This is a genomic window from Enterobacter sp. BNK-8 (assembly GCF_048685095.1).
Classification (GTDB): Bacteria; Pseudomonadota; Gammaproteobacteria; order Enterobacterales; family Enterobacteriaceae; genus Enterobacter; species Enterobacter quasiroggenkampii.
This window is the reverse complement of the sequence record NZ_JBLQTN010000001.1, coordinates 3,915,043-3,938,950: the sequence shown is the minus strand read 5'-3', so window position 1 is coordinate 3,938,950 and position 23,908 is coordinate 3,915,043. Positions and strand designations below refer to the sequence as shown.

At 53.8% G+C, this 23,908-nt stretch carries 21 protein-coding genes; 13 read left to right on the top strand and 8 right to left on the bottom strand.

Annotation, left to right across the window (positions count from 1 at the left end; genetic code table 11):
• Positions 1-82: 82 nt before the first annotated feature.
• Both ACMGGU_RS19045 and ACMGGU_RS19040 read left to right on the top strand, forming a co-directional pair.
• Positions 83-1,537 carry an NAD-dependent succinate-semialdehyde dehydrogenase gene (locus tag ACMGGU_RS19045; protein WP_032664520.1) on the top strand — a complete coding sequence of 485 codons (1,455 nt, stop codon included), beginning with the start codon at positions 83-85 and terminating at the stop codon, positions 1,535-1,537.
• 45 nt (positions 1,538-1,582) lie between these two features.
• Positions 1,583-1,855 carry a barstar family protein gene (locus tag ACMGGU_RS19040; protein ID WP_008502839.1) on the top strand — a complete coding sequence of 91 codons (273 nt, stop codon included), beginning with the start codon at positions 1,583-1,585 and terminating at the stop codon, positions 1,853-1,855.
• Positions 1,856-1,916: 61 nt separating this feature from the next.
• On the opposite strand, the gene yhcN (ACMGGU_RS19035) is transcribed toward ACMGGU_RS19040, so the two are convergent.
• The 3 genes from yhcN (ACMGGU_RS19035) to argR form a co-directional block, all read right to left on the bottom strand.
• Positions 1,917-2,183 (bottom strand): peroxide/acid stress response protein YhcN, encoded by a 267-nt coding sequence (yhcN, locus tag ACMGGU_RS19035; RefSeq protein WP_008502838.1) that lies wholly within the window; start codon positions 2,181-2,183, stop codon positions 1,917-1,919.
• Between the two features lie 110 nt (positions 2,184-2,293).
• The gene (gene yhcN / locus ACMGGU_RS19030) at positions 2,294-2,557 is read right to left on the bottom strand and encodes a peroxide/acid stress response protein YhcN (protein ID WP_045910130.1); all 264 of its coding nucleotides are present in this window, start codon (positions 2,555-2,557) and stop codon (positions 2,294-2,296) included.
• 375 nt (positions 2,558-2,932) lie between these two features.
• On the bottom strand, positions 2,933-3,403 hold the full coding sequence (gene argR, locus ACMGGU_RS19025) for a transcriptional regulator ArgR (RefSeq protein WP_008502836.1): 471 nt from the start codon (positions 3,401-3,403) through the stop codon (positions 2,933-2,935).
• Between the two features lie 397 nt (positions 3,404-3,800).
• Here argR and mdh point away from each other — a divergent pair, with 397 nt between their 5' ends.
• A complete protein-coding gene (gene mdh / locus ACMGGU_RS19020; RefSeq protein ID WP_045910129.1) occupies positions 3,801-4,739 on the top strand; it encodes a malate dehydrogenase in 939 nt (312 codons plus the stop codon).
• Between the two features lie 56 nt (positions 4,740-4,795).
• Here mdh and degS read toward each other — a convergent pair whose 3' ends face one another.
• The 3 genes from degS to zapG form a co-directional block, all read right to left on the bottom strand.
• Positions 4,796-5,863 (bottom strand): outer membrane-stress sensor serine endopeptidase DegS, encoded by a 1,068-nt coding sequence (degS, locus tag ACMGGU_RS19015; RefSeq protein ID WP_008502834.1) that lies wholly within the window; start codon positions 5,861-5,863, stop codon positions 4,796-4,798.
• A gap of 91 nt (positions 5,864-5,954) precedes the next feature.
• Entirely contained in the window at positions 5,955-7,322 is a 1,368-nt protein-coding gene (degQ, locus tag ACMGGU_RS19010) for a serine endoprotease DegQ (RefSeq protein ID WP_045910128.1), read from the bottom strand.
• Between the two features lie 171 nt (positions 7,323-7,493).
• Positions 7,494-7,892 carry a Z-ring associated protein ZapG gene (gene zapG, locus ACMGGU_RS19005; protein WP_008502832.1) on the bottom strand — a complete coding sequence of 133 codons (399 nt, stop codon included), beginning with the start codon at positions 7,890-7,892 and terminating at the stop codon, positions 7,494-7,496.
• Positions 7,893-8,081: 189 nt separating this feature from the next.
• On the opposite strand from zapG, the gene zapE reads away from it, so the two are divergent.
• The 10 genes from zapE to ACMGGU_RS18955 all read left to right on the top strand — a co-directional run bounded on the left by zapE (position 8,082) and on the right by ACMGGU_RS18955 (position 17,595).
• Positions 8,082-9,206 carry a cell division protein ZapE gene (gene zapE, locus ACMGGU_RS19000; RefSeq protein WP_045910127.1) on the top strand — a complete coding sequence of 375 codons (1,125 nt, stop codon included), beginning with the start codon at positions 8,082-8,084 and terminating at the stop codon, positions 9,204-9,206.
• A 302-nt stretch (positions 9,207-9,508) separates the two neighbouring features.
• Positions 9,509-9,937: a 50S ribosomal protein L13 gene (rplM, locus tag ACMGGU_RS18995; protein ID WP_003860434.1), complete on the top strand. Its 429-nt coding sequence runs from the start codon at positions 9,509-9,511 to the stop codon at positions 9,935-9,937.
• A 15-nt stretch (positions 9,938-9,952) separates the two neighbouring features.
• Entirely contained in the window at positions 9,953-10,345 is a 393-nt protein-coding gene (gene rpsI, locus ACMGGU_RS18990; RefSeq protein ID WP_003860436.1) for a 30S ribosomal protein S9, read from the top strand.
• Between the two features lie 308 nt (positions 10,346-10,653).
• A complete protein-coding gene (gene sspA / locus ACMGGU_RS18985; RefSeq protein ID WP_025756674.1) occupies positions 10,654-11,292 on the top strand; it encodes a stringent starvation protein SspA in 639 nt (212 codons plus the stop codon).
• Positions 11,293-11,297: 5 nt separating this feature from the next.
• Entirely contained in the window at positions 11,298-11,795 is a 498-nt protein-coding gene (gene sspB / locus ACMGGU_RS18980; RefSeq protein ID WP_045355426.1) for a ClpXP protease specificity-enhancing factor, read from the top strand.
• Positions 11,796-12,242: 447 nt separating this feature from the next.
• Positions 12,243-12,923 (top strand): DUF1120 domain-containing protein, encoded by a 681-nt coding sequence (locus tag ACMGGU_RS18975; RefSeq protein ID WP_045910126.1) that lies wholly within the window; start codon positions 12,243-12,245, stop codon positions 12,921-12,923.
• Positions 12,924-13,043: 120 nt separating this feature from the next.
• Complete coding sequence (locus ACMGGU_RS18970) at positions 13,044-13,748, top strand: fimbria/pilus chaperone family protein (RefSeq protein ID WP_045910125.1); 705 nt, start codon at positions 13,044-13,046, stop codon at positions 13,746-13,748.
• Between the two features lie 15 nt (positions 13,749-13,763).
• Positions 13,764-16,178 carry a fimbrial biogenesis outer membrane usher protein gene (locus ACMGGU_RS18965; protein WP_420300847.1) on the top strand — a complete coding sequence of 805 codons (2,415 nt, stop codon included), beginning with the start codon at positions 13,764-13,766 and terminating at the stop codon, positions 16,176-16,178.
• Entirely contained in the window at positions 16,175-16,735 is a 561-nt protein-coding gene (locus tag ACMGGU_RS18960) for a hypothetical protein (RefSeq protein ID WP_048028813.1), read from the top strand. The genes ACMGGU_RS18965 and ACMGGU_RS18960 overlap by 4 nt, the downstream gene beginning before the upstream one ends.
• A gap of 185 nt (positions 16,736-16,920) precedes the next feature.
• Complete coding sequence (locus ACMGGU_RS18955; RefSeq protein ID WP_420300846.1) at positions 16,921-17,595, top strand: DUF1120 domain-containing protein; 675 nt, start codon at positions 16,921-16,923, stop codon at positions 17,593-17,595.
• Positions 17,596-17,660: 65 nt separating this feature from the next.
• Here ACMGGU_RS18955 and gltD read toward each other — a convergent pair whose 3' ends face one another.
• Together gltD and gltB are read right to left on the bottom strand one after the other, a co-directional pair.
• Positions 17,661-19,079 (bottom strand): glutamate synthase subunit GltD, encoded by a 1,419-nt coding sequence (gltD, locus tag ACMGGU_RS18950; protein WP_014833470.1) that lies wholly within the window; start codon positions 19,077-19,079, stop codon positions 17,661-17,663.
• Between the two features lie 9 nt (positions 19,080-19,088).
• Entirely contained in the window at positions 19,089-23,549 is a 4,461-nt protein-coding gene (gene gltB, locus ACMGGU_RS18945; RefSeq protein ID WP_262821030.1) for a glutamate synthase large subunit, read from the bottom strand.
• Positions 23,550-23,908 lie beyond the last annotated feature (359 nt).

Sequence of the window (23,908 nt, the reverse complement as noted above, 5' to 3'; positions counted from 1 at the left end):
AAAAAACCGACGCCAAAAGCGTCGGTTTTTTTGTGGCTATACTTATTCCAGCACGTTCTTACATTTCAGGAAGGGAGGACACATGACGACCCAGGCGCTTCAGGATCACATCCTTTTTCAGACCGGTTATCTGGTCAACGGAATCTGGAAAACGCTGGACACGACCTTCGATGTGCTTAACCCCGCAACCGGGGAAGTCATCGCGAAAGTCGCCAAAGCGGGTAAAGCACAAACCGAAGATGCTATCGCAGCGGCCACCAAAGCCTTCCCGGCCTGGCGTGCCAAAACCGCGAAAGAGCGCTCGGCGATTCTTTATCGCTGGTACGAACTGATCATTGAGAATAAAAGCTGGCTCGGGCAGTTAATGACCACCGAGCAGGGTAAGCCGCTGAAAGAGGCCGAAGGCGAGGTGGAGTACGCTGCCAGCTTTATCCAGTGGTTTGCCGAAGAGGCCAAGCGCGCGAACGGTGAAATTATTCCGCCGATCAAACCCGGCTCGCGCATTCTGGCGACCCGTGAACCCATTGGTGTGGTCGCGGCGATAACGCCGTGGAACTTTCCGATGGCCATGCTCACCCGCAAGTTAGGCCCGGCGCTGGCTGCAGGGTGTACCGGAGTGATCAAACCGGCCAATAACACGCCGCTCAGTGCCTTTGCGCTGCTTACCCTGGCAAAACAGGCTGGCGTGCCCGACGGCGTGCTCAACGCCGTGGCCGGGAATACGCATGAAATCAGCGATGCGATCATGGCAAGCCGCGACGTGCGTAAAATCTCCTTTACCGGCTCGACCTCCGTCGGCAAAACGCTGGTGCGTAATGCTGCCGAAACCATGAAGAAAGTCTCGATGGAGCTGGGGGGAAATGCCCCGTATATCGTTTTTGAGGATGCAGACATCGACGCGGCGGTGAAGGGGGCGATTGCCAACAAGTTCCGCAATGCCGGGCAGGTCTGCGTCAGCGTGAACCGTTTTTATATTCAGGAAACCGTCTACGACAAGTTTGTGAATAAACTGGCCGATGCCGTGAAAGCGCTCAAGGTGGGGAATGGCCTTGACGAGGGCGTTGTCGTCGGGCCGCTGATTGAATCTGCTGCGGTCGACAAGGTGCGTGAGCATGTCGACGATGCCGTCTCTCGGGGGGCAACCGTACTGGCAGGGGGTAAGCCCCATCCGCTTGGCGGGAATTTCTGGATGCCAACCGTGCTGGGCGACTGCCATGAAGGCATGAAGCTGGCAGAAGAAGAGACGTTTGGCCCGGTTGCGGCATGTTTCCGTTTCACCTCGGAAGATGAAGTTATCCAGCGCGCCAACAATACGCCCTATGGGCTGGCGGCTTACTTCTACACCCAGAATCTCTCACGTGTTTTCCGCGTTTCCCAGGCGATCGAGAGTGGGATGATCGGCATTAACGAATGTGCCGTCTCCACGGAACTGGGGCCCTTTGGCGGCGTAAAAGAGTCAGGCCTGGGTCGTGAGGGCTCCGTGCTGGGCCTGGAAGAGTACCTGGAAGTGAAAACCCTTCACATCGGGGGATTATAATAGACAGGGCGGCATCTGCCGCTCGCCTGGACTGGGTGGCTGGCAATGAAAACCTATACTTTTGATTTTGACGAGATCGACAGTCAGGAAGACTTCTACCGTGAATTTATCCGGGTGTTTGATCTTGAACGGGAAAGCGTGACGAATCTGGATACGCTGTGGGACGTGGTGACCGGGAGTCTGCTGCCGCTACCGCTGGAAATTGAGTTCATTCATTTGCCCGATAAGCTGCGCAGACGCTTTGGCGCACTGATATTACTGTTCGATGAAGCGGAAGAAGAGCTGGAAGGGCAGCTGCGTTTTAACGCGCGGCACTGAATGAAAAAAGCCCCTGACTATGAGGCCAGGGGCAAGTCGTATGATGAGATACGACGAGGGTTTATTTATACAGTTCTGCAGTTGCATGCCAGTGGTCACCCTGATTCAGTTCGGTGACGCGATAGCTGCTGGCACCTGCTTTTTCAGCTTTGGCAGCCAGTTCGTGACGGATATCCATCGGAGAGCCGGTAACAGACGTCACGGAGATGCTGCCCATAGGCTGCAGATTTTGTGCCTGGTCGGCATTCACCTGCTGTACGGCTGCGCTTGCGCCGAAAGAGAGAACAGATGCCAGACCGAGGGTTGCGATGATCAATTTGGTTTTCATAGTCTTTACTCCTGAATAGGGTTTTTGCTCAACGGCGAGAAGGGTTGAACCGCTATTTTTATGCCTGGTGCCGTTGAGTGGAGATTTACGTTTTCAGTTATTGCTCAAACTTATTTGTACAGCTCAGCGGTGGCGTGCCAGTGGGCACCAGAACGCGCTTCGATGATGCGGTAGGATGACGCACCCTTTTCTTCCGCTTTTTTGTTCAGCATCTCACGCATGTCCATTGGCGATGTGCCGACCGCGCCGACAGAAACCGTACCGATGGTCTCGCGTGATTGCGCCTGATCAGCATTGATAGCGTCAGCCGCGAAAGCACCGAATGACAGGACAGACAGGACGCTCAGCGCCGCTACAGTTGATTTGATTTTCATGATTTTTACCTCGTCGAATTTTTTAGTGGGGTCTTGTTTCGTGACCCTCATCACAAAATCAAGTATACACTAATAACGGTAAAAATTAATACCAGACTAATGGTTTCTATTGTTATTACGTGTTAACCACTCAGTTTTTTATAACCAAATTGCATAATATTGGGCATTTTTTGCGCATTTATGTTGGTTATATCTAATAAAATCATATGGATATCAGCTTTTGATTTTTTGTGCGATTTTTTGATTTAGCATTCACCAGATGAATGTTAATGGGTGGTAAAAAGCACTATTTGTCAAAGTCAGGGGCAGTGGAAAAGAGGGGGAAACGGCGTGGGGGCAGAACGATCCCCGCAGCGGCGCTACGGGGAAAGGGGATTAGAGTTCCTGTTCGAACAGAACCAGAATCGCTTCGTGGAGATCTTTAACGGAGAAACCGCTAGCCGGCGTGGTAAAGATGGTGTCATCGCCGGCGATAGTCCCGAGGATGCCTTCTGTTTTACCCAACGAGTCCAGCATGCGGGCAATCAGCTGTGCGGCCCCAGGGCTTGTGTGGATCACCACAACGGCGTCGTTGTAGTCGATATCCAGAACCAGATTCTTCAGCGGGCTGGAGGTGGTCGGCACGCCAAGTTCCGCCGGCAGGCAATAGACCATCTCCATCTTGGCGTTACGGGTACGCACCGCGCCAAATTTCGTTAACATGCGGGAGACTTTCGACTGATTGATGTTATCGAAGCCTTGTTCCTGCAGCGCCTGAACAATTTCTCCCTGAGAACTGAATTTCTCTTCTTTAAGTAGCGCTTTAAACGCCTTGACTAATTCTTCTTGCTTAGACGAGCTTCGCATAAGTCACCCGGAATATGACGATAGAAACAACATTATTATGCATGTGGATGAATTTTTATGCAAATTATCTACTCAGCGCCAGGCTGAAATAATGTTATGAAAGGGAGTGATTTTATCAGAATTCGTTATCAGAAAACATGCCTGGGTCACGCCGCGCAAATAAGCTTAAAAGTAAATTAAATGTTATCAAAATGATGTTGTTTTGGTGGCGGGGCAGGGTGTATTGTAACCACCTCTTAATTCGTCGCCGTCTGTCGTCAGAGCGTCTTCTGAAGAGAGATAAAGTCGCGTGACCTCAAATTCTTTAGCTACGAAAATTGTAATTATTTACTTGCTGAATTATGGTCGCCGCAACGGATTTACAGATACTTAAGTTAACCATAATAAGGAGTTTAGGATGAAAGTCGCAGTCCTCGGCGCTGCTGGTGGTATCGGCCAGGCGCTTGCCCTACTACTGAAAACCCAACTGCCTTCAGGCTCAGAACTCTCCCTGTACGATATTGCTCCGGTAACCCCAGGTGTGGCGGTTGACCTGAGCCACATCCCAACTGCTGTAAAAATCAAAGGCTTCTCCGGTGAAGATGCGCGTCCTGCACTGCAGGGTGCCGACGTGGTGCTGATTTCTGCAGGCGTGGCGCGTAAGCCAGGCATGGATCGTTCAGACCTGTTCAACGTCAACGCGGGCATCGTGAAAAACCTGGTGCAGCAGATTGCAGAAATCTGCCCGAAAGCATGCATCGGTATCATCACTAACCCGGTGAACACCACCGTTGCTATCGCGGCAGAAGTGTTGAAGAAAGCGGGCGTTTACGACAAAAACAAACTGTTCGGCGTGACCACGCTGGATATCATCCGCTCCAATACCTTCGTTGCTGAGCTGAAGGGCAAACAGCCAACAGAAGTGGAAGTGCCGGTCATCGGCGGTCACTCTGGCGTTACCATTCTGCCTCTGCTGTCGCAGATCCCAGGCGTAAGCTTCACCGAGCAGGAAGTGGCTGACCTGACCAAACGCATCCAGAACGCGGGCACCGAAGTGGTGGAAGCGAAGGCGGGTGGCGGTTCTGCAACTCTGTCTATGGGCCAGGCGGCTGCACGTTTCGGTCTGTCACTGGTTCGCGCGCTGCAGGGCGAGAAAGGCGTTGTTGAATGCGCTTACGTTGAAGGCGATGGCGAACACGCTCGCTTCTTCTCTCAGCCGCTGCTGCTGGGTAAAAATGGTATCGAAGAGCGTAAATCCATTGGCAAGCTGAGCGCGTTTGAGCAACACGCGATGGAAGGCATGCTGGATACGCTGAAGAAAGATATCACCCTGGGTGAAGAGTTCGTTAACAAGTAATACGAACCGTCCCCCGGCAAAAAAACGGAGCTTATCGCTCCGTTTTTTTATGCCTGTCAGTTTGTTGCCGGGTATTCCTGAATGGTGACTTGCAGCGTCAGTTTCTTATCGTTGCGCATGACTTCAACTGGGATGATAGAGCCCGGGCGAATTTCTGCCACCTGGTCCATCGTCTCCAGCGCAGAAACCGCTGGCGTGCCGTTGACCGACACAATGACGTCATTGACCTGAATCCCCGCGTTGGCCGCCGGCCCCCCTGGCGCCACCTCGTTCACCACGATGCCCTGGATCTGATCGATACCGCCACCCTGGGTATGCATCGGCGCAATTTCGCGGCCACCGATACCGATATAGCCGCGGATCACGCGTCCGTCGCGGATCAGCTTATCCATAATTTTGGTCGCCAGCTGGAACGGAATGGCAAAGCCGATCCCTTCCGGCGTCTCACCGTCGTTACTCTTATCGAACGACAGGGTGTTGATGCCCATCAGTTCGCCCAGCGAGTTGACCAGCGCACCGCCGGAGTTACCGTGGTTGATGGAGGCATCGGTTTGCAGGAAGTTCTGCCGCCCGGAGGGGTTCAGACCAATACGGCCGGTCGCGCTGATGATCCCCTGAGTGATGGTCTGGCCCAGGTTGTAAGGGTTACCAATCGCCAGGACGACGTCGCCTATATGCGGGGTACGTTTACGGTTGATCGGGATGACCGGCAAACCGCCCGTGGCGTTAATCTTCAGGACGGCGAGGTCGGTCAGGCTGTCAGAGCCAACGAGTAATGCCTCAAAAACGCGGCCATCCTGCAGGGCGACGATGATCTGGTCGGCATCGTTTATCACGTGCTTGTTGGTAATAATGTAGCCGCGCTCGTCCATGATCACGCCGGAGCCGAGCGTGCGGATCTCCAGTTGGTTGTGGGCTGAGGTATTCAGGCCACGGTTATAGACGTTAACCACGGCAGGTGCGGCTCGGCGGACGGCCTGATTATAAGTGGCCGGTGTTTCATCCGTGCTATCGAACTGGGGAGCCGACAGTTTATTGAACTGACGTAAAGACGGCAGCGCCAGCAGCAGCAGGCCAGCGACAATCAAACCGATGACAATAGAACGTAAGAGCTTTAAAAGCATGATGCGCGTGTCGTTAAAAAAGGAACGATTTGCAGCATAACATGAGTTATCCGGACATCACACGCAGCGGTGATGTCCGGGTCGCAAATGCTTAGCGCAACAGAATATAGATAGACTCATTGCCGCGCATGACCTGCAGGGCAATAACCGCTGGTTTACTCTCCAGCACCTTGCGTAGTTCGGCAATGGACTGCACGCGATTGCGGTTTACACCAATGATCACATCTTCCTGATGCAACCCGGCCTGAGCGGCAGGGCTGCTCTTTTCAACGGTGTCGATGCGAATGCCTTTCGTACCGTCTTTCAACTGTCCATCGCTCAGCGTCGCACCCTGCAGCGCCGGGGCGATCAGCTCCGCACTGGCAGAGGAGGAGGTGCTCTTATCCAGCGTCACTTCAACGTTCAGCGGTTTACCGTCACGGATCAGACCCAGCTTCACTTTGGCGCCGGGTTCGGTGGTGGCTATCCGCGAGCGCAACTCGGCAAAGCTGCTCAGCGGCTTGTCGTTGAGGCTGACGATCACATCGCCCGATTTGATACCTGCTTTTGCCGAGCCGGAGTTTGGCAGCACTTCACTGACAAACGCCCCGCGCTGAACGTTGATGTTGAACGCTTTTGCGATATCCGCGCTCATCTCCATACCTTTAATACCCAGCAGCCCGCGTTTGATTTCACCGAACTGAATGAGCTGCTGTGCCAGCGTTTTGGCCATGTTGCTGGGAATCGCAAAACCGATCCCAATGCTGCCGCCGCCCGGGGCCAGAATCGCCGTGTTGATCCCAATCAGCTCACCGTTAAGGTTGAGCAATGCCCCGCCGGAGTTCCCGCGGTTGATTGAGGCATCGGTCTGGATAAAGTTTTCCAGCCCTTCCAGATTGAGGCCGCTACGTCCCAGCGCGGAGACGATCCCGGAGGTGGCGGTTTGCCCTAAGCCAAAGGGGTTGCCTACGGCGACGGCAAAGTCGCCGACGCGCAGTTTGTCGGAATCCGCGATGGCAATCTGGGTCAGGTTGCTCGGGTTTTGCACCTGCAGCAGCGCGATGTCGCTCTGGTCATCGCCGCCAATCAGTTTGGCATCAAATTCGCGGCCATCGTTTAGCTGGACGCTGATTTTATCGGCCTGGCTGATGACATGATTGTTAGTCAGAATATAGCCTTTTGCCGCATCGATAATGACGCCAGACCCCAGGCCTTCAAAAGGCTGGGCCTGCTGGTCGGGAGACTCATCACCAAAATACTTCTTCAGTTCTTCAGGGACGCGTTGGCTTTGTACCGCCGTGCCTTCAACCTGAACGCTGACGACCGCAGGCAACACTTTTTCCAGCATGGGTGCAAGGCTTGGAATGGCCGCCTGGCCAGGCACCTGGGAGGGAATGGCGGCAAATACAGGAACGGACGCCGAGAGAGATAACCCGACACTTAACGCGATAGCGCTCAACAGCTGGTTTTTTTTCTTCATCGATGTTGACTCTCGTAACCTGGAATAAAGGAAAAACGGCCCCAAAAACACGTTGATGTTATTGAATTTTAAACCGCTGAACAATGAGGTGTTTAACTAAATGATAGCTGGGGTCATGAAGAAAGGACGGGCGCAATCGCTGCGCCCGTAAAATAAATTCAGGTTGTGCGATTAATCGCGTTTTACACCGCCACGCAGCAGGCCGGACGCGCCGTCTGAATAGTCGCGAGGCATCTGAACGGGCGCCTGATCGTTACCGGCCTCAGAGTCTGCCAGACGGTTGCGGAACGGGTTGGTTTCCGCCGTCATTTCCGGCAGCAGGCTGCTGGAGCTTTTTGCCATATGCTGATACAGCTGACGATAGTCGGTCGCCATGTTGTCCAGCAGCTCGGCGCTACGGGCAAAATGGCTGACCAGCTCTTCACGATACTCTTCCAGCTCGGCTTTGTTCTTTTCCAGTTCGTACTGCAGTGACTGCTGCTGACGCAATTTGCGATTACCGAAACGCATGGCCACAGCACCGATGACGATGCCGACGACTAAACCGATTAGCGCATATTCCCAGGTCATGAACTTCTCCCGTTGTCTTGTTGTTCCGTAGGGTGTTGGCTCGGCTCCTGCCTGTGCCTGATAATGCCACTATAACCGCTATTTCCGTAGAAGTGGAATCCTGACGTATCATCGCGTAGTGTAGAACGGCCTTTTTTTCATCAGTCACGTCTGCTGGTGAGCGTTAATTGAAGGAATAACAATAAGATTATGCAAAACCTGTCCCCTGCATCGCGATATCAACTGGCCCTTAACGAGGGTACCCATCAGCCGGATGACGTTCAACGTGAGGCGGTAAGCCGTCTGGAGATGATTTATCAGGAACTCACGGCCAAACCCGCTGAAACCGAACAGAATGGCGGGCTAAAGGCGGCATTTGGGCGGTTGCTCGGAAAAAAAGCGCCACAGGCTCACGCGCCGGTGCGCGGTTTATATATGTGGGGCGGGGTCGGTCGCGGAAAAACCTGGCTGATGGACATGTTCTACCAGAGCCTGCCGGGGGAGCGTAAACAGCGTCTGCACTTCCACCGCTTTATGCTGCGGGTGCATGAAGAGCTGACTGCGCTGCAGGGTAAAAGCGATCCGCTGGAGATTGTGGCCGACCGCTTCAAGGCGGAAACGGACGTGCTCTGCTTCGATGAATTTTTTGTGTCTGACATCACCGATGCCATGCTGTTAGGCGGCCTGATGAAGGCGTTATTTGCCCGCGGGATTACGCTGGTGGCCACGTCGAATATCCCGCCGGACGAGCTGTACCGCAACGGCCTGCAGCGGGCACGCTTCCTGCCCGCCATCGACGCCATTAAGCAGCACTGCGACATTATGAACGTCGATGCCGGTGTCGATTATCGTCTGCGCACGTTAACCCAGGCGCACCTGTGGCTCTCGCCGTTAAATGCAGAGACCACCCGCGAGATGGATACACTCTGGCTGGCGCTGGCGGGGGCAAAACGCGAGCACGCCCCGGAACTTGAGATTAACCATCGTCCGTTGCCTACGCTCGGCGTTGAAAACCAAACGCTGGCGGTCTCCTTTACGACGCTCTGTGTCGATGCTCGTAGCCAGCACGACTACATTGCGCTTTCGCGTCTGTTCCACACCGTGATGGTGCTGGATGTACCGGTGATGACGCGGCTGATGGAGAGCGAGGCGCGGCGCTTCATCGCTCTGGTGGACGAGTTTTATGAGCGCCACGTCAAGCTGGTGGTCAGCGCCGAGGTTCCTTTATATGAGATCTACCAGGGCGAGCGGCTGAAGTTTGAGTTCCAGCGCTGCCTGTCTCGTCTGCAGGAGATGCAGAGCGAGGAATACCTGAAGCTGGAGCATATGCCGTAACAAATGCCACCCTCTCCCTGAGAAGGGAGCCTTGTAGGCCGGGTAAGGCGCAGCCGCCACCCGGCATTTTCAGCCCCCTCGAAAAACCCATTCCAAATCACATTTAAGGGTCGATCTTTGACCTCAACTTCTCTATAATCTTGCGACCCCACGTTACGAGAAGGTTTTTTTCCCGAAACTTTCTATGTGTCGGCATGAGCTATTCGAAGGGGTAGGTTTGCCGGACTTTGTCGTGTGAACCTCAACTGACTAAACGTTTGGGTGTTCACCAACGTGTAACTTATTATTTGGGTAAGCTTTTAATGAAAACTTTTACAGCTAAACCAGAAACCGTACAGCGCGACTGGTATGTTGTTGACGCGACCGGTAAAACTCTGGGCCGTCTGGCTACTGAACTGGCTCGTCGCCTGCGCGGTAAGCACAAAGCGGAATACACTCCGCACGTTGATACCGGTGATTACATCATCGTTCTGAACGCTGACAAAGTTGCTGTTACCGGCAACAAGCGTACTGACAAAATGTACTACCACCACACCGGCCACATCGGTGGTATCAAAGAAGCGACCTTTGAAGAGATGATTGCTCGCCGTCCTGAGCGTGTGATTGAAATCGCGGTTAAAGGCATGCTGCCAAAAGGCCCGCTGGGTCGTGCTATGTTCCGTAAACTGAAAGTTTACGCAGGCAACGAGCACAACCACGCGGCACAGCAACCGCAAGTTCTTGACATCTAATCGGGATTATAGGCAATGGCTGAAAATCAATACTACGGCACTGGTCGCCGCAAAAGTTCCGCAGCTCGCGTTTTCATCAAACCGGGCAGTGGTAAAATCGTAATCAACCAGCGTTCTCTGGAACAGTACTTCGGTCGCGAAACTGCCCGCATGGTAGTTCGCCAGCCGCTGGAACTGGTTGATATGGTAGAAAAACTGGATCTGTACATCACCGTTAAAGGTGGTGGTATCTCCGGTCAGGCAGGTGCGATCCGTCACGGTATCACCCGCGCTCTGATGGAGTACGACGAATCCCTGCGTTCTGAACTGCGTAAAGCTGGCTTCGTTACTCGTGACGCGCGTCAGGTTGAACGTAAGAAAGTGGGTCTGCGTAAAGCACGTCGTCGTCCACAGTTCTCCAAACGTTAATCCATTCTGCTTACGCAGAACGATTGGCGAAAAACCCGCTTCGGCGGGTTTTTTTATGGATAATGCGCAGGTTATCCACAATATCCATGCATATATCTTCTCTTTTTCCACATTTCCAGAATCCCCTCACCACAAAGCCATCAAAATCTGGTAAACTATCATCCAATTTTCTGCCCAAATATCGGTGAATACTCGATTTTTGTTCGATTCTTGAACAATGTGTCTTCTCTGGGATGGGCGATACAACATCTGGCTGGCCCCTGTTGGGCTGGTAGCAGTAAAAATTCTGAATATACCTGGAGGTTTTCATGGCTGTCGCTGCCAACAAACGTTCGGTAATGACGCTGTTTTCTGGTCCTACTGACATTTATAGCCATCAGGTTCGTATCGTGCTGGCCGAGAAGGGTGTCAGTTTTGAGATCGAGCATGTGGAAAAGGATAACCCGCCTCAGGATCTGATCGATCTCAACCCGAGCCAAAGCGTACCGACGCTGGTGGATCGCGAGCTGACCCTGTGGGAATCCCGTATCATTATGGAATATCTGGATGAACGTTTCCCACATCCGCCGCTGATGCCTGTTTACCCTGTTGCGCGTGGTGAAAGCCGCCTGTACATGCAGCGTATCGAGAAAGACTGGTATTCGCTGATGAACGTGATTACCAGCGGATCCGCTGCCGAAGCCGACGCTGCGCGTAAGCAACTGCGTGAAGAGCTGCTGGCAATCGCCCCGGTGTTTGGTCAGAAGCCGTTCTTCCTGAGCGATGAGTTCAGCCTGGTAGACTGCTACCTGGCACCGCTGCTGTGGCGTCTGCCAACCCTGGGCGTAGAGTTCAGCGGTCCTGGCGCGAAAGAGCTGAAAGGCTACATGACTCGCGTATTCGAACGCGACTCTTTCCTGGCATCTTTAACTGAACCGGAACGTGAAATGCGTCTCGGCCGAGGCTAATGACTGTGGAAATGTCACAACTTACCCCACGCCGTCCGTATCTGCTGCGCGCCTTCTATGAATGGCTGCTGGATAACCAGCTCACGCCGCACCTGGTTGTGGATGTGACGTTGCCGGGCGTGCTGGTTCCAATGGAATACGCACGTGACGGACAGATCGTACTGAACATCGCCCCGCGCGCGGTGGGTAACCTGGAACTGGCGAACGATGAAGTGCGCTTCAACGCGCGTTTCGGCGGCGTACCGCGTCAGGTTTCCGTGCCGCTGGCCGCTGTGCTGGCTATCTACGCCCGTGAAAACGGGGCGGGTACTATGTTTGAGCCGGAAGCGGCGTATGATGAAGAGGTTGCCAGCCTAAATGATGACAATGCATCTGATGAGCGCGAAAGCGACACGGTGATGTCACTTATCGATGGCGACAAACCCGATCATCACGACGACAATGACCCTGATGACGATCCGCCTCCGCGCGGTGGTCGCCCGGCGCTACGCGTCGTCAAATAAATCCCTTTGTCGTCCGTTTATAAAAGCCAGTGATTCACTGGCTTTTTTCTTTATATCCATCAACCGCTGCAACATTTTTAAATAAGCATTGTTTATATCTCTTATTTCTTTATTGTCTGGTTAATAATTAACTAGATTTATAAATGGTGTGAATCAATGAGGTGTAAAGTAATATCAAAGCGCTAAGAAAAGTAAAGTTAAATTCAGAGTAGTATTCTTTTTTTGATGTTAATCTCTTTTTTAAATGGGTAATTCCTTAATAAATTAAGGAAAAGATCAGTTTTTCGTTATCCTTAATAGAATCGTTAATTTTGCTAAATTGCATGTATTTATAAAAACAATACTATGTGCACATGCTGACAAGCATGACGACAATCAGTAACTGGTAAAGGTATTTATCATTACTGGATTAAATATTGCAATTACTCATATGTTAAGGATTAACAAGTGAAAAAAGTTTTACTCGCAACTGCGCTTTCTCTGTGTGTGACATCAGCATTTGCTGCAGACCCTTCAGCGGTACTGAAGGTTAAAGGTACGCTGACCAATGCAGCATGTACACCCGTTCTGAGCAACGGTGGTACTGTTGACTACGGTACAATTAACTTGGGCGATCTGAGTGCGACTGCAACCAACCAGTTGGGCCAGAAAAATATCGACCTGACCATTAACTGCACCGCGGCAACAAAAGTGTCCTGGAATATGGTAGACGACCGCGTGGATTCTAACGCGAACCTGACGGTAACAAACGGTCAGTTTGGTGGTGGCTCTCAAGGTAGCGGCACTGGCCAAACTTACGGTGTGGGCAAAACCGAAGGTGGCGTTAACATCGGTACTTACGCTATGTTTGTTAAAGCAGACAGCGTAACGGCTGATGGTGCTGCGGCAGATCCAATCTATCAGCAGAACGCAACGGGTAACTGGACCAAAACCACCAATGGTTCTACTCAGGGCAGCCATATTCGTGACTTCACCGTCGCGTCTACGGGTACTCTGGACCCGCTGGCTTTCCAGACTGCGACCTTCCCACTGGTGACCTCACTGGCTGTTCAGAACACCGCAACTCTGGCGATTACCGATGATACTCAGCTTGACGGTCAGTTGACCATCAGCCTGCGTTATCTGTAAGACTTTATTGAGTAAAAGTAATTTTAAAATAATCCAGAGAGTGAATGTTCTGCATTTACTCTCTTTTTAACAGCGCGATAAACATGGAATGTTCTGTTGGGCTATCAAGGAGATAATATTATGCAATGCGTAAAATCGAATATATTTAAAACACTTTTCACCCTCGCTTTATTTTCTACCCATTTTGCAGTACATGCAGAAGGTATGGTGCCGGAAACCAGCCTGCTGATTATTGATGAAGCCACGCACAGCGGTACCATCAACGTAAAAAATACGGATTCACACCCATCCCTTTTATATACGAACGTGGTTGACCTGCCGGATGATCAGGGGCTTAAGCTGATCGTCACGCAGCCTGTAGTTCGCCTTGAACCCGGTCAAACGCAGCAACTTCGTTTTATTTTGCAAAGCAAGCAACCGCTGGACGTTGAGCATTTCAAACGCGTAACGTTTGACGGCATTCCGCCAAAAAATGACGATAAAAAAATTAAAATTGGTATTAACATCCGCCAGGATATTCCAGTGCTAATACGCCCGGCTACGCTGGGGGTTGTGACGGACGCATGGAAATACCTCAAATGGTCAACCGTCGGGTCGTCTGTAAAAGTCACCAATCCAAGTAAGTACGTTGTCCGTCTGGCACAAAAAGTCGTATTACAGCCTTCAGGCGCAAACGCCACGCTTTCCAAAACTTACCTTCTGCCAGGTGAGACGATGACGGCTGCGTTGAATAAAACAACCAGTGGTGACAGCCACGTTAAATTTTTCCCGGCCAGCCGCTATGGCGTTGAAGTGCCGAGCTTTACCTCTGAATTAAATAAATAAAATAGGGATAAAACGGTGAATAAAAAAAGCCGTATTGCACTTTGTGTCCGCGCAGTTCTCTGCGGCACCTTGCCTCTGATGATGTTTGACTCCGCTTCCGTACTCGCAAGGGAAGTGACGTTTGATACGGGAGTAATGAAAACGCTGGGGTTAACGAGCGATTTGAACCATTACTTCGCTGAAGCACCGCGTTTTCTGCCCGGAACCCATTCCGTGAACGTCAAAGTGAATGGTGAAGATCGCGGCATGGCCGCCGTCCGTTTCGATAAGGACGGCGTGCTGTGTTTTGATAACGATCTGCTTGATTTCGCCGGTCTTATGCCGGTTCCGCTGAAGGCAGGCGAGGCGTGCCATGACATCCGTGACGATTACCCGAAAGCGGTAATCAACGCGTTGCCAAACCAGGAAGCCGTTGAGTTATACCTGCCGCCTGAAGCGGTAAACAGCCTGTCGTCGGATATCCGAAACTTCCAGCACGGCGGTGCCGCCGGGATGCTCAACTATTCGCTGTTCAGTACCCGTAATGAATATGGCGGTAGCGACAATTCCCGCTATTCGCAGGCCAATCTGGAAGCGGGTTTCAACGCTTTTGACTGGTCGCTTCGCAGTAATTACATCCTGACGGATGACAATGGCAAGAAAAATGCCGACAGCATTTACACCTATGCGGAGCATGTTTTTGTCCCGCAGAAGTTAACCATGCAGGTCGGTGAAATTAACGCCATGTCTAATGTGTTGAGCGGCATACCCATTACCGGCATCCAGCTTATGCCGACCAACGGGCTGACAAGAGACGGTAGCGGCGTCAGCGTGTCCGGCATTGCCCGTTCTTCCCAGGCTCGCGTGGAGATTCGCCAGAATAATCAGCTGATTTTCAGTACGCTCGTGCCCGCAGGGCCATTTACGCTGGATGACGTCCCGATTGCGCGTAACAACGTCGATTTGGACGTTTCCGTCGTGGAGTCTGACGGCTCAACGAATCACTTTATTGTTCCTGCAGCCGCCGTGAAGCAGCGCAACCTTTCACGTCCGCAGGGGCTTACCGTGTCAGCGGGTCAGGTGCGCAGCATCGACAGCGACTACAGCGATCCGCTGGTGATGAACGTGTCCGACGGCTGGCGCATTTTCCCGTGGATGAATCTTCTGGCCTCCGGTACTGCCGCTCAGGATTACCAGGCGGCTGGCGGTCGCACCGATTTTCTGATTAACGACCTCTGGTCTGTCTCCACGACGGTTGCGGCAAGCCAGGAATCGTTTGGTGACAGCAACAGTGGCCTTAAAACCGAGCTGGGAAGCGACCTTACGCTTTCCTCCCATGTCTCGCTTTCCACCAGCGCGACGCACTACAGCGGCGGCTATCGTGAGATGGCAGAAGCAATGGACGACGATTACCAGGGATACGATAACGCCTATTCCGGCAGCGTACATTTTTCATCCGATCTGGCAGGCGTTTTCTCAGCAGGCTTCAACTACAACCAGAGCAGCGGGGACTATGAAGATTCCCGCTATCTGCTTCTGTCGTGGGGTAAGACGTTCAAATATGCCAGCGTGACTGCCAACTGGCAAAGCGCTGTGGGCAACGTCGATGACGACCAGGATGATGAAATGCTGTACATCAACGTCAGCATTCCGTTGAGTCCAGGGCAATCTTTGAGCACCTACATGCGCAAGCAGGGCGACAATACCACTTACGGTGTCGCCAACAGCGGCTCGCTGGGCGACAACACGCACTACTATATCGCCGCGGATCGTGACCAGTCCTCCAGTGATAATAGCTTCAACGGTAACATTAACACCAACCTGCACTATACCCAGCTGAGCGTGGGTGGCGGCACCAGCGGTGATAATCAGCGTAACTATAACGCCACCCTGGCGGGCGGCATCGCTATGCACAAAAATGGCGTGACGTTCTCGCCGTATGCGATTCGCGATACCTTTGCCATTGCCAGACTGAGCGAGAAGAAAAGCGGGGTAGAAATCGCCACGCCACAGGGTACGGTCTGGACCGATGCCTGGGGACAGGCGGTCGTACCTTCGCTAAACGAGTGGCGCAATTCGCGTATTGAAGTGGATGCCAACAAGCTGCCGCAGAATATGACGCTGGCAAACGGCACCCGATATATCGCCGCAGGTCACGCTTCAGTCAGCGAGCTTGACTTCAGGGTGCTAAACAGCCGTCGTGTGATGCTGCGTATGAAGCAAGCCGATGGTCAGCCGCTGAAAAAAGGGCTGACGGTCGTGGATGAGAAGGGCAACTACATTGTTACGGTCGTTGATGATGGTCATGTCTTTATCAACGATGCGGATCAGCTATCGGCGCTCTACGCCATGGATGCCAACAACAATCGTCTGTGCAAACTCGATTTCGCTCTTCCAGAGAAACGCGATGAAGATGCCTTCTATGAAGAAGTAAACGGAGTATGCCGATGAATTATCAACAAACAGTTGGATTAACCGCGCTGGGGATACTTTTCTTCGCGGCGACTGCACATGCGGAAGATTGCCAAATAACGCTCTCGCAGCCGGTGGTGGATTACCACGAAATGCGTCGAGATAATATCGATAAAACCCAGCAGAACTGGCACAAAATGGCGGACCGTACCCTCAACGTTAACGTTTACTGTCCGCAGCCGCAGCAAATGGCGGTGTTGCTGCAGGGGACGGCAGGCGATAAAGGGCGCTTCACATTCGGCCAGTCTGGCGGGATGGCGGTGAAAATCGATGAGATGACCGTTGACGGTAAAAATTATACCGTCGGTAAAACGGTCGACCAGCTCAATTTTACTCCGCAAAGCGGCACGCCTTCGCCGTTTTATGTGCGTAATAATGAAGCGGTTATTGCGGTTGATAATAATCAGGTGCCTTCAGGCCAGCAGATGAATTTCCGGGTGACGCTATCACCCGTGCTGGATGACAATGCGTTTAGCCGCATCACCGATCAAACCGCACTGGAAAGTGATTTAACCTGGACCCTGCTGACGAAGTAGCGGTTCGGGTAATAAATAAAAATCATGAAGAGAAAATAAGCTTCATTATTTTTATCGTCGATGAAATGAATATTTTTATCCTTTCTGATAAGTGAATGCGTTGTGAGGAAAGATATATATTCATTTAACGGCATGAATGCCGTAATTGGTTTGTTATAAATAGATTAAACGTTAAGGATTAACGAATGAAAAAAGTATGGCTTGCAACTGTTCTGTCTCTTTGTGTCTCTTCTGCATTTGCAGCTGACCCGAGCGCCGTTTTGAAGTTAAAAGGTACGTTAACTAACTCGTCCTGTACCCCAACGCTGAGCGGCGGTGGCACCATTGACTACGGCACCGTCAATCTGGGCTCGCTGAGCGCCACCGCAGTTAACCAACTGGGACAAAAAGACTTCTCCCTGACGATTAACTGCCAGGCGCCTGTCAAAGTGGGCTTTAGCGTGAATGATGACCGTAGCGGCACGGCGGCGAATGTGGTCGTTAAAAACGGTACCGTAGCCGGTGTTGACGTCCTCCAGCCGGTAAACCTGTTTGGCGTGAGTACCACGGCAGGCAACGTGAAGATTGGTAACTACAGCATGTTTGTTAAAACCGACAGCATAACGGCGGATGGTAACGCAGTCGGGGCGACCTATAGCTCTGATAATGGAACGTCCTGGTCTAACGTGGGTTCGCTGATGCAGAATAACGCCAGTGAAATTGTGACTGTTGCAACCACCGGAGAAACGGCACCACTGGCCTTTACTCAGGCCGTTGTACCAATGGCTATTTCGCTTGCGATTCAGGACACCACGACGCTGGCAATTACCGATGATACCAGCATTGATGGGCAGGCAACTTTTACGCTGAAATATCTGTAATTTATATTTTAATTACGCTTTATTTAGCAAAGGGAATAAACCGGAAGGTTTATTCCCTTTTTTTCTTACACTTCCAGGTAATTTAGTATACCGTCAGCCGCCTTGCGGCCTTCGGCAATCGCCGTCACCACCAGGTCGGAACCGCGAACGATATCGCCACCGGCGAAGATTTTCGGGTTGCTGGTCTGGAATGCGTTATCGCTACCTTCTGGCGCAATAATACGGCCCTGTGAATCCAGCTCAACGCTGTGCTTCGCCAGCCATTCCATGCTGTGAGGGCGGAAACCGAACGCCATCACCACGGCGTCGGCCGGGATCACGTGTTCAGAACCGGCCACGATCTCGGCGCGACGACGGCCTTTCGCATCCGGTGCGCCCATCTCGGTACGCGCCATCTTCACGCCGCTCACTTTACCGTTGGCATTCACTTCAATACCCAGAGGCTGGATGTTGAACTGGAACTCCACGCCCTCTTCACGCGCGTTTTTCACTTCGCGCTTAGAGCCCGGCATGTTCTCTTCGTCACGACGGTAGGCGCAGATCACGTGTGCCGCATTCTGACGAATCGAGGTACGCACGCAGTCCATCGCGGTATCTCCGCCGCCCAGCACCACCACGCGTTTGCCTTCCATGCTGACGAAAGGCTCATCGGCGGTTTCGCCGTAGCCCATGATCTGCTTGGTGTTGGCAATCAGGAACGGCAGCGCGTCGTACACGCCCGGCGCGTCTTCGTTCTCCAGACCGCCGCGCATGGACTGATAGGTGCCCACGCCCAGGAACACGGCGTCGTAATCCTTCAGCAGGTCGTCGAGCTGCACGTCGCGGCCCACTTCCACGTTCAGTTTGAACTCAATGCCCATGCCGGTGAAGATTTCGCGGCGACGGGTCATGACCTCTTTTTCCAGCTTGAAGGCCGGGATACCGAAGGTCAGCAGGCCGCCGATCTCCGGATGACGGTCAAAGACCACCGCCTTCACGCCGTTGCGGGTCAGCACGTCCGCACAGGCCAGGCCCGCCGGGCCCGCGCCGATGATCGCCACGCGCTTGTCGGTTTGCTTCACGCCGGTCATGTCCGGACGCCAGCCCATCTCAAACGCTTTATCGTTGATATAGCGCTCGATGTTGCCGATGGTCACCGCGCCGAACTCGTCATTCAGCGTACAGGAACCTTCGCACAGACGGTCCTGAGGACACACGCGACCGCACACTTCCGGCAGGGTGTTGGTCTGGTGAGAGAGCTCGGCGGCTTCGAAAATACGTCCTTCGTTGGCCAGCTTCAGCCAGTTCGGGATGTAGTTGTGTACCGGACATTTCCATTCGCAGTAAGGGTTACCGCAGGACAGGCAGCGATCTGCCTGTGCTTTGGCCTGGCCTTCTGAAAACGGCTCGTAGATTTCAACAAATTCAATTTTACGGATCTTCAGCGGTTTCTTTGGCGGATCAACACGCTGCAGGTCGATAAACTGGTATACGTTCTGGCTCATCTGAATTCCTTACTGCGCCTGCACGCGCAGCTCTGCTGCGCTACGACTACGGTGACCCAACAGGGCTTTAACATCGCTGGACTTCGGCTTAACCAGCGCGAATTTCGCAGAGAACGCCGGCCAGTTCGCCAGGATCTCTTCGCCGCGCGAAGAACCGGTATGCTGCACGTGTTCGGTAATCAAACCGCGCAGGTGTTCTTCGTGGATAGCCAGCGTGTCAACGTCCAGCACTTCCACCAGCTCCGGGTTCACGCGTTTGCGGAACTCACCGTCTTCATCCAGGACGTAGGCAAAACCACCCGTCATGCCTGCGCCGAAGTTCACGCCGGTTTTACCCAGAACGCAAACAATCCCGCCCGTCATGTACTCACAACCGTTATCGCCAATGCCTTCCACCACGGTGATGGCACCGGAGTTACGCACCGCAAAACGCTCGCCCGCACGACCTGCTGCGAACAGACGACCGCCGGTCGCGCCGTACAGGCAGGTGTTACCGATAATGCTGGCTTCATGGCTGCGGAAGGCTGAGCCGACCGGAGGACGCACCGCCAGCAGACCACCCGCCATGCCTTTGCCGACGTAGTCGTTGGCATCGCCGGTCAGATACAGCTCAACGCCGCCTGCGTTCCACACACCGAAGCTCTGGCCCGCGGTACCGCTGAAGTGCGCGGTAATCGGATCGGCCGCCAGCCCCTGGTCACCGTGCGTTTGCGCGATGTAACCGGAGAGGGAGGCACCCACGGAACGGTCGGTGTTGCGGATATCAAACCAGAACGTTTTGCTCTGCTTGTCGTCCACATACGGCTTCGCCTGCTGCAACAGCTGCGCGTTCAGCACGCCGTTATCGAACGGCGGGTTGTTCTCGGTGCAGTAGACCGCTTTGCCAGGATGCGGCTGCGCGGTTTCCAGCAGCTTGCCCAACTCCAGCTTTTGCTGTTTGGCGGTGAAGCCTTCCAGCTCTTTCAACAGGTCGGTTCGGCCAATCAGGTCTACCAGACGCTTCACGCCCAGCTGCGCCATCAGCTCGCGGGTTTCGCGGGCGATGAACTCAAAGTAGTTGGTCACTTTGAACGGCAGGCCGTGATAGTGGTTCTTACGCAGCTTCTCGTCCTGGGTTGCAACGCCGGTTGCGCAGTTGTTCAGGTGGCAAATACGCAGGTATTTACAGCCCAGCGCGACCATTGGACCGGTACCGAAACCGAAGCTTTCCGCACCGAGGATCGCCGCCTTGATGATGTCGAGGCCGGTTTTCAGACCGCCATCCACCTGCAGACGGATCTTATGACGCAGACCGTTAGCCACCAGCGCCTGCTGGGTTTCCACCAGGCCAAGCTCCCACGGACAACCCGCATATTTCACGGAGGAGAGCGGGCTTGCACCGGTACCACCGTCATAACCGGCGATGGTGATAAGGTCCGCATAGGCCTTCGCCACGCCGGTCGCGATGGTGCCGACGCCCGGTTCGGAAACCAGCTTCACGGAGATCATCGCCTTCGGGTTGACCTGCTTCAGGTCGAAAATCAGCTGCGCCAGGTCCTCGATAGAGTAGATATCGTGGTGCGGCGGCGGGGAGATCAGCGTCACGCCCGGTACCGAGTAGCGCAGTTTGGCGATGTACGGCGTGACTTTATCACCCGGTAACTGACCGCCTTCGCCCGGTTTCGCACCCTGAGCGACCTTAATCTGAATCACGTCGGCGTTGACCAGGTACGCTGGCGTCACGCCAAAGCGGCCGGATGCCACCTGCTTGATACGAGACACCTTGTTGGTGCCGTAGCGCGCCGGATCTTCACCGCCTTCGCCGGAGTTAGAGTTGCCGCCGATGCTGTTCATGGCTTCCGCCAGCGCTTCGTGGGCTTCCGGGCTCAGGGCGCCGATGGACATCGCCGCGGTATCGAAGCGTTTAAACAGTTCGGATGCCGGCTCAACGTCGTCAATGCTGACCGCTTCATCACCTGGATTCAGGGCAATGAGGTCGCGCAGCGTTGCCGCCGGACGGTTGTTCACCAGCTCAGCGTACTGCTGATAATCACGGTATTCGCCGCTCTGAACCGCCTGCTGCAGCGTGCGCACCACGTCCGGGTTGTAGGCGTGGTATTCGCCGCCATGAACGTATTTCAGCAGACCGCCCTGATCCAGCGGCTTACGTGCCAGCCAGGCGCGTTTGGACAGGTTCACCAGATCCTGCTGGAAGTCAGCAAAACCGGCGCCGCCGATGCGGCTGACCACGCCCTGGAAGCAGAGGTTGGCGACCTCGTCATGCAGGCCGACCGCTTCAAACAGCTTCGAGCAGCGGTAGGAGGCAATGGTCGAGATGCCCATTTTGGACATGATCTTGTACAGACCTTTGTTGATGCCGTTACGGTAGTTCAGCATCACCGCGCGGTAATCTTTGTCGATCGCGCGGGTATCCACCAGACGGGCCAGCGTTTCGTAGGCCAGGTACGGATAGATCGCCGTCGCGCCAAAGCCCAGCAGCACGGCAAAGTGGTGCGGATCGCGCGCGCTTGCGGTTTCAACAATGATGTTGGCGTCGCAGCGCAGGCTCTTATCGACCAGACGCGTCTGGATAGCGCCCACTGCCATCGGGGCCGGTACCGGCAGACGGTTTTTCGCGATGTTGCGGTCGGACAATACCAGCAGCACGGTACCGTTACGCACCATCTGTTCGGCTTTGTCACACAGCGCATTCACCGTCTCTTCGAGGCTCGCCTCGTTCACGTCGAAGGTAATGTCGAGCGTGTCGGCGCGGTAATGCTCCTCTTTCATGGTGGTGAGCTGTTTGAAATCGGAGTACAGCAGGATCGGCGATTTAAAGGTCAGACGGTGCGCCTGGCCTTCGGCCTCGCAGAAGACGTTCATCTCGCGACCGATGCTGGTGGCCAGCGACATCACGTGTGCTTCACGCAGTGGATCGATTGGCGGGTTAGTCACCTGCGCGAACTGCTGACGGAAGTAGTCATAGATGATGCGCGGTTGGCTGGAGAGCACGGCAAACGGGGTATCGTCACCCATCGAGCCGACCGCTTCCTGGCCGTTTTCACCGAGCACGCGGATGACGGAGTCCAGCTCTTCCGCGCTGTAGTTAAATTGCTTCTGGTAGCTGGCGAGGGTGTCATCGTCCAGCTCGCGGCTGCCCACTTCTTCGTCCGACAGATCTTCAAACGGCACCAGACGACGCACGTTTTTCTCCATCCACTCTTTGTACGGGTGGCGGCTCTTCAGATCGTTGTCGGTTTCGGCGGAGTGCAGGATGCGCCCACCGCGGGTGTCGATCACCATCAGCTCGCCCGGACCGACGCGGCCTTTCTCGACCACTTCGTCTGGCTGGTAATCCCAGATGCCGACTTCAGAGGCACAGGTGATGAGCTTGTCTTTGGTGATGACGTAGCGCGCCGGACGCAGACCGTTACGGTCCAGGTTACAGGCGGCAAAACGACCGTCGGACATGACGATGCCCGCCGGACCATCCCACGGCTCCATGTGCATGGAGTTAAAGTCGAAGAACGCGCGCAGCTCAGGATCCATATCCGGGTTGTTCTGCCAGGCCGGCGGCACGAGCAGACGCATGGCACGCACGATATCCATCCCGCCCGCCAGCAGCAGTTCCAGCATGTTATCCATCGAGCTGGAGTCCGAGCCGGTTTCGTTCACGAACGGCGCGGCATCGTGCAGATCGGGGATCAGCGGCGTCTGGAATTTATAGGTACGGGCGCGGGCCCACTGGCGGTTACCGGTGATGGTGTTGATCTCGCCGTTGTGCGCCAGGTAGCGGAACGGCTGAGCCAGCGGCCAGCGTGGTACGGTGTTGGTGGAGAAGCGCTGGTGGAACAGGCAAATGGCCGATTCCAGACGCAGATCCGCCAGGTCCAGGTAGAAGCGCGGCAGGTCAGCCGGCATACACAGACCTTTATAGATGTTCACCAGGTTAGAGAGGCTACAGACGTAGAACTCTTTATCGTCCTGGAGACGTTTTTCAATGCGGCGGCGGGCAATAAACAGACGGCGTTCCATATCACGCGGACGCCAGCCCGCAGGCGCGTTGACGAAAATCTGTTCAATACGAGGCAGCGAGGAGAGGGCGATTTCACCGAGCACCCCTTCGTTGGTTGGCACATCGCGCCAGCCGACAATCGACAGGGTTTCACGCTGAAGTTCTTCTTCGACGATGCGGCGTGAGGCGGCAGCCTTTTCAGGATCCTGATTCAGGAACAGCATGCCGACAGCGTAGTTTTTGGCTAAACGCCAGCCGCGCTCTTCCGCCACGATACGGAAGAAACGATCCGGTTTTTGCAGCAGCAGGCCGCAACCGTCGCCGGTTTTACCATCGGCAAGGATGGCGCCACGGTGCTGCATACGGGCCAGTGCGTGAATAGCAGTACGCACTACCTTGTGGCTAGGTTCGCCTTCTATGTGGGCGATCAGGCCGAAACCACAGTTATCCTTCTCAAGGGATTTATCGTACAACATATCAGTGAACCTCCCCAGGCTCGTCGGGCTTCCCACTGAACTTTACCGTGGCGCACAGGCACAGAAAGAGCATGGCGACGGGGTTTGCGTTTCATACGCGGACCTCGCATTCGCCCTCTTTTTCATCCTTTCGCGCAGGTAAACAAGTTTGAGGACTTGCTTCAGAGGGAATCTCAATTACTGCATAAATATGATGAGCAGGCCGCTCATCCAGAAAGCTTCCAGCGGATTTCCAACTTATCGGGAATTGGTACACAGGTCAAATGGCAATCTTATTTATACAAAAATGTGCTAAAGAGATATTATCCAATTGTATTTAAAGGTTATTTAACTAGTTTTACATTGATTGAATGCCCTGA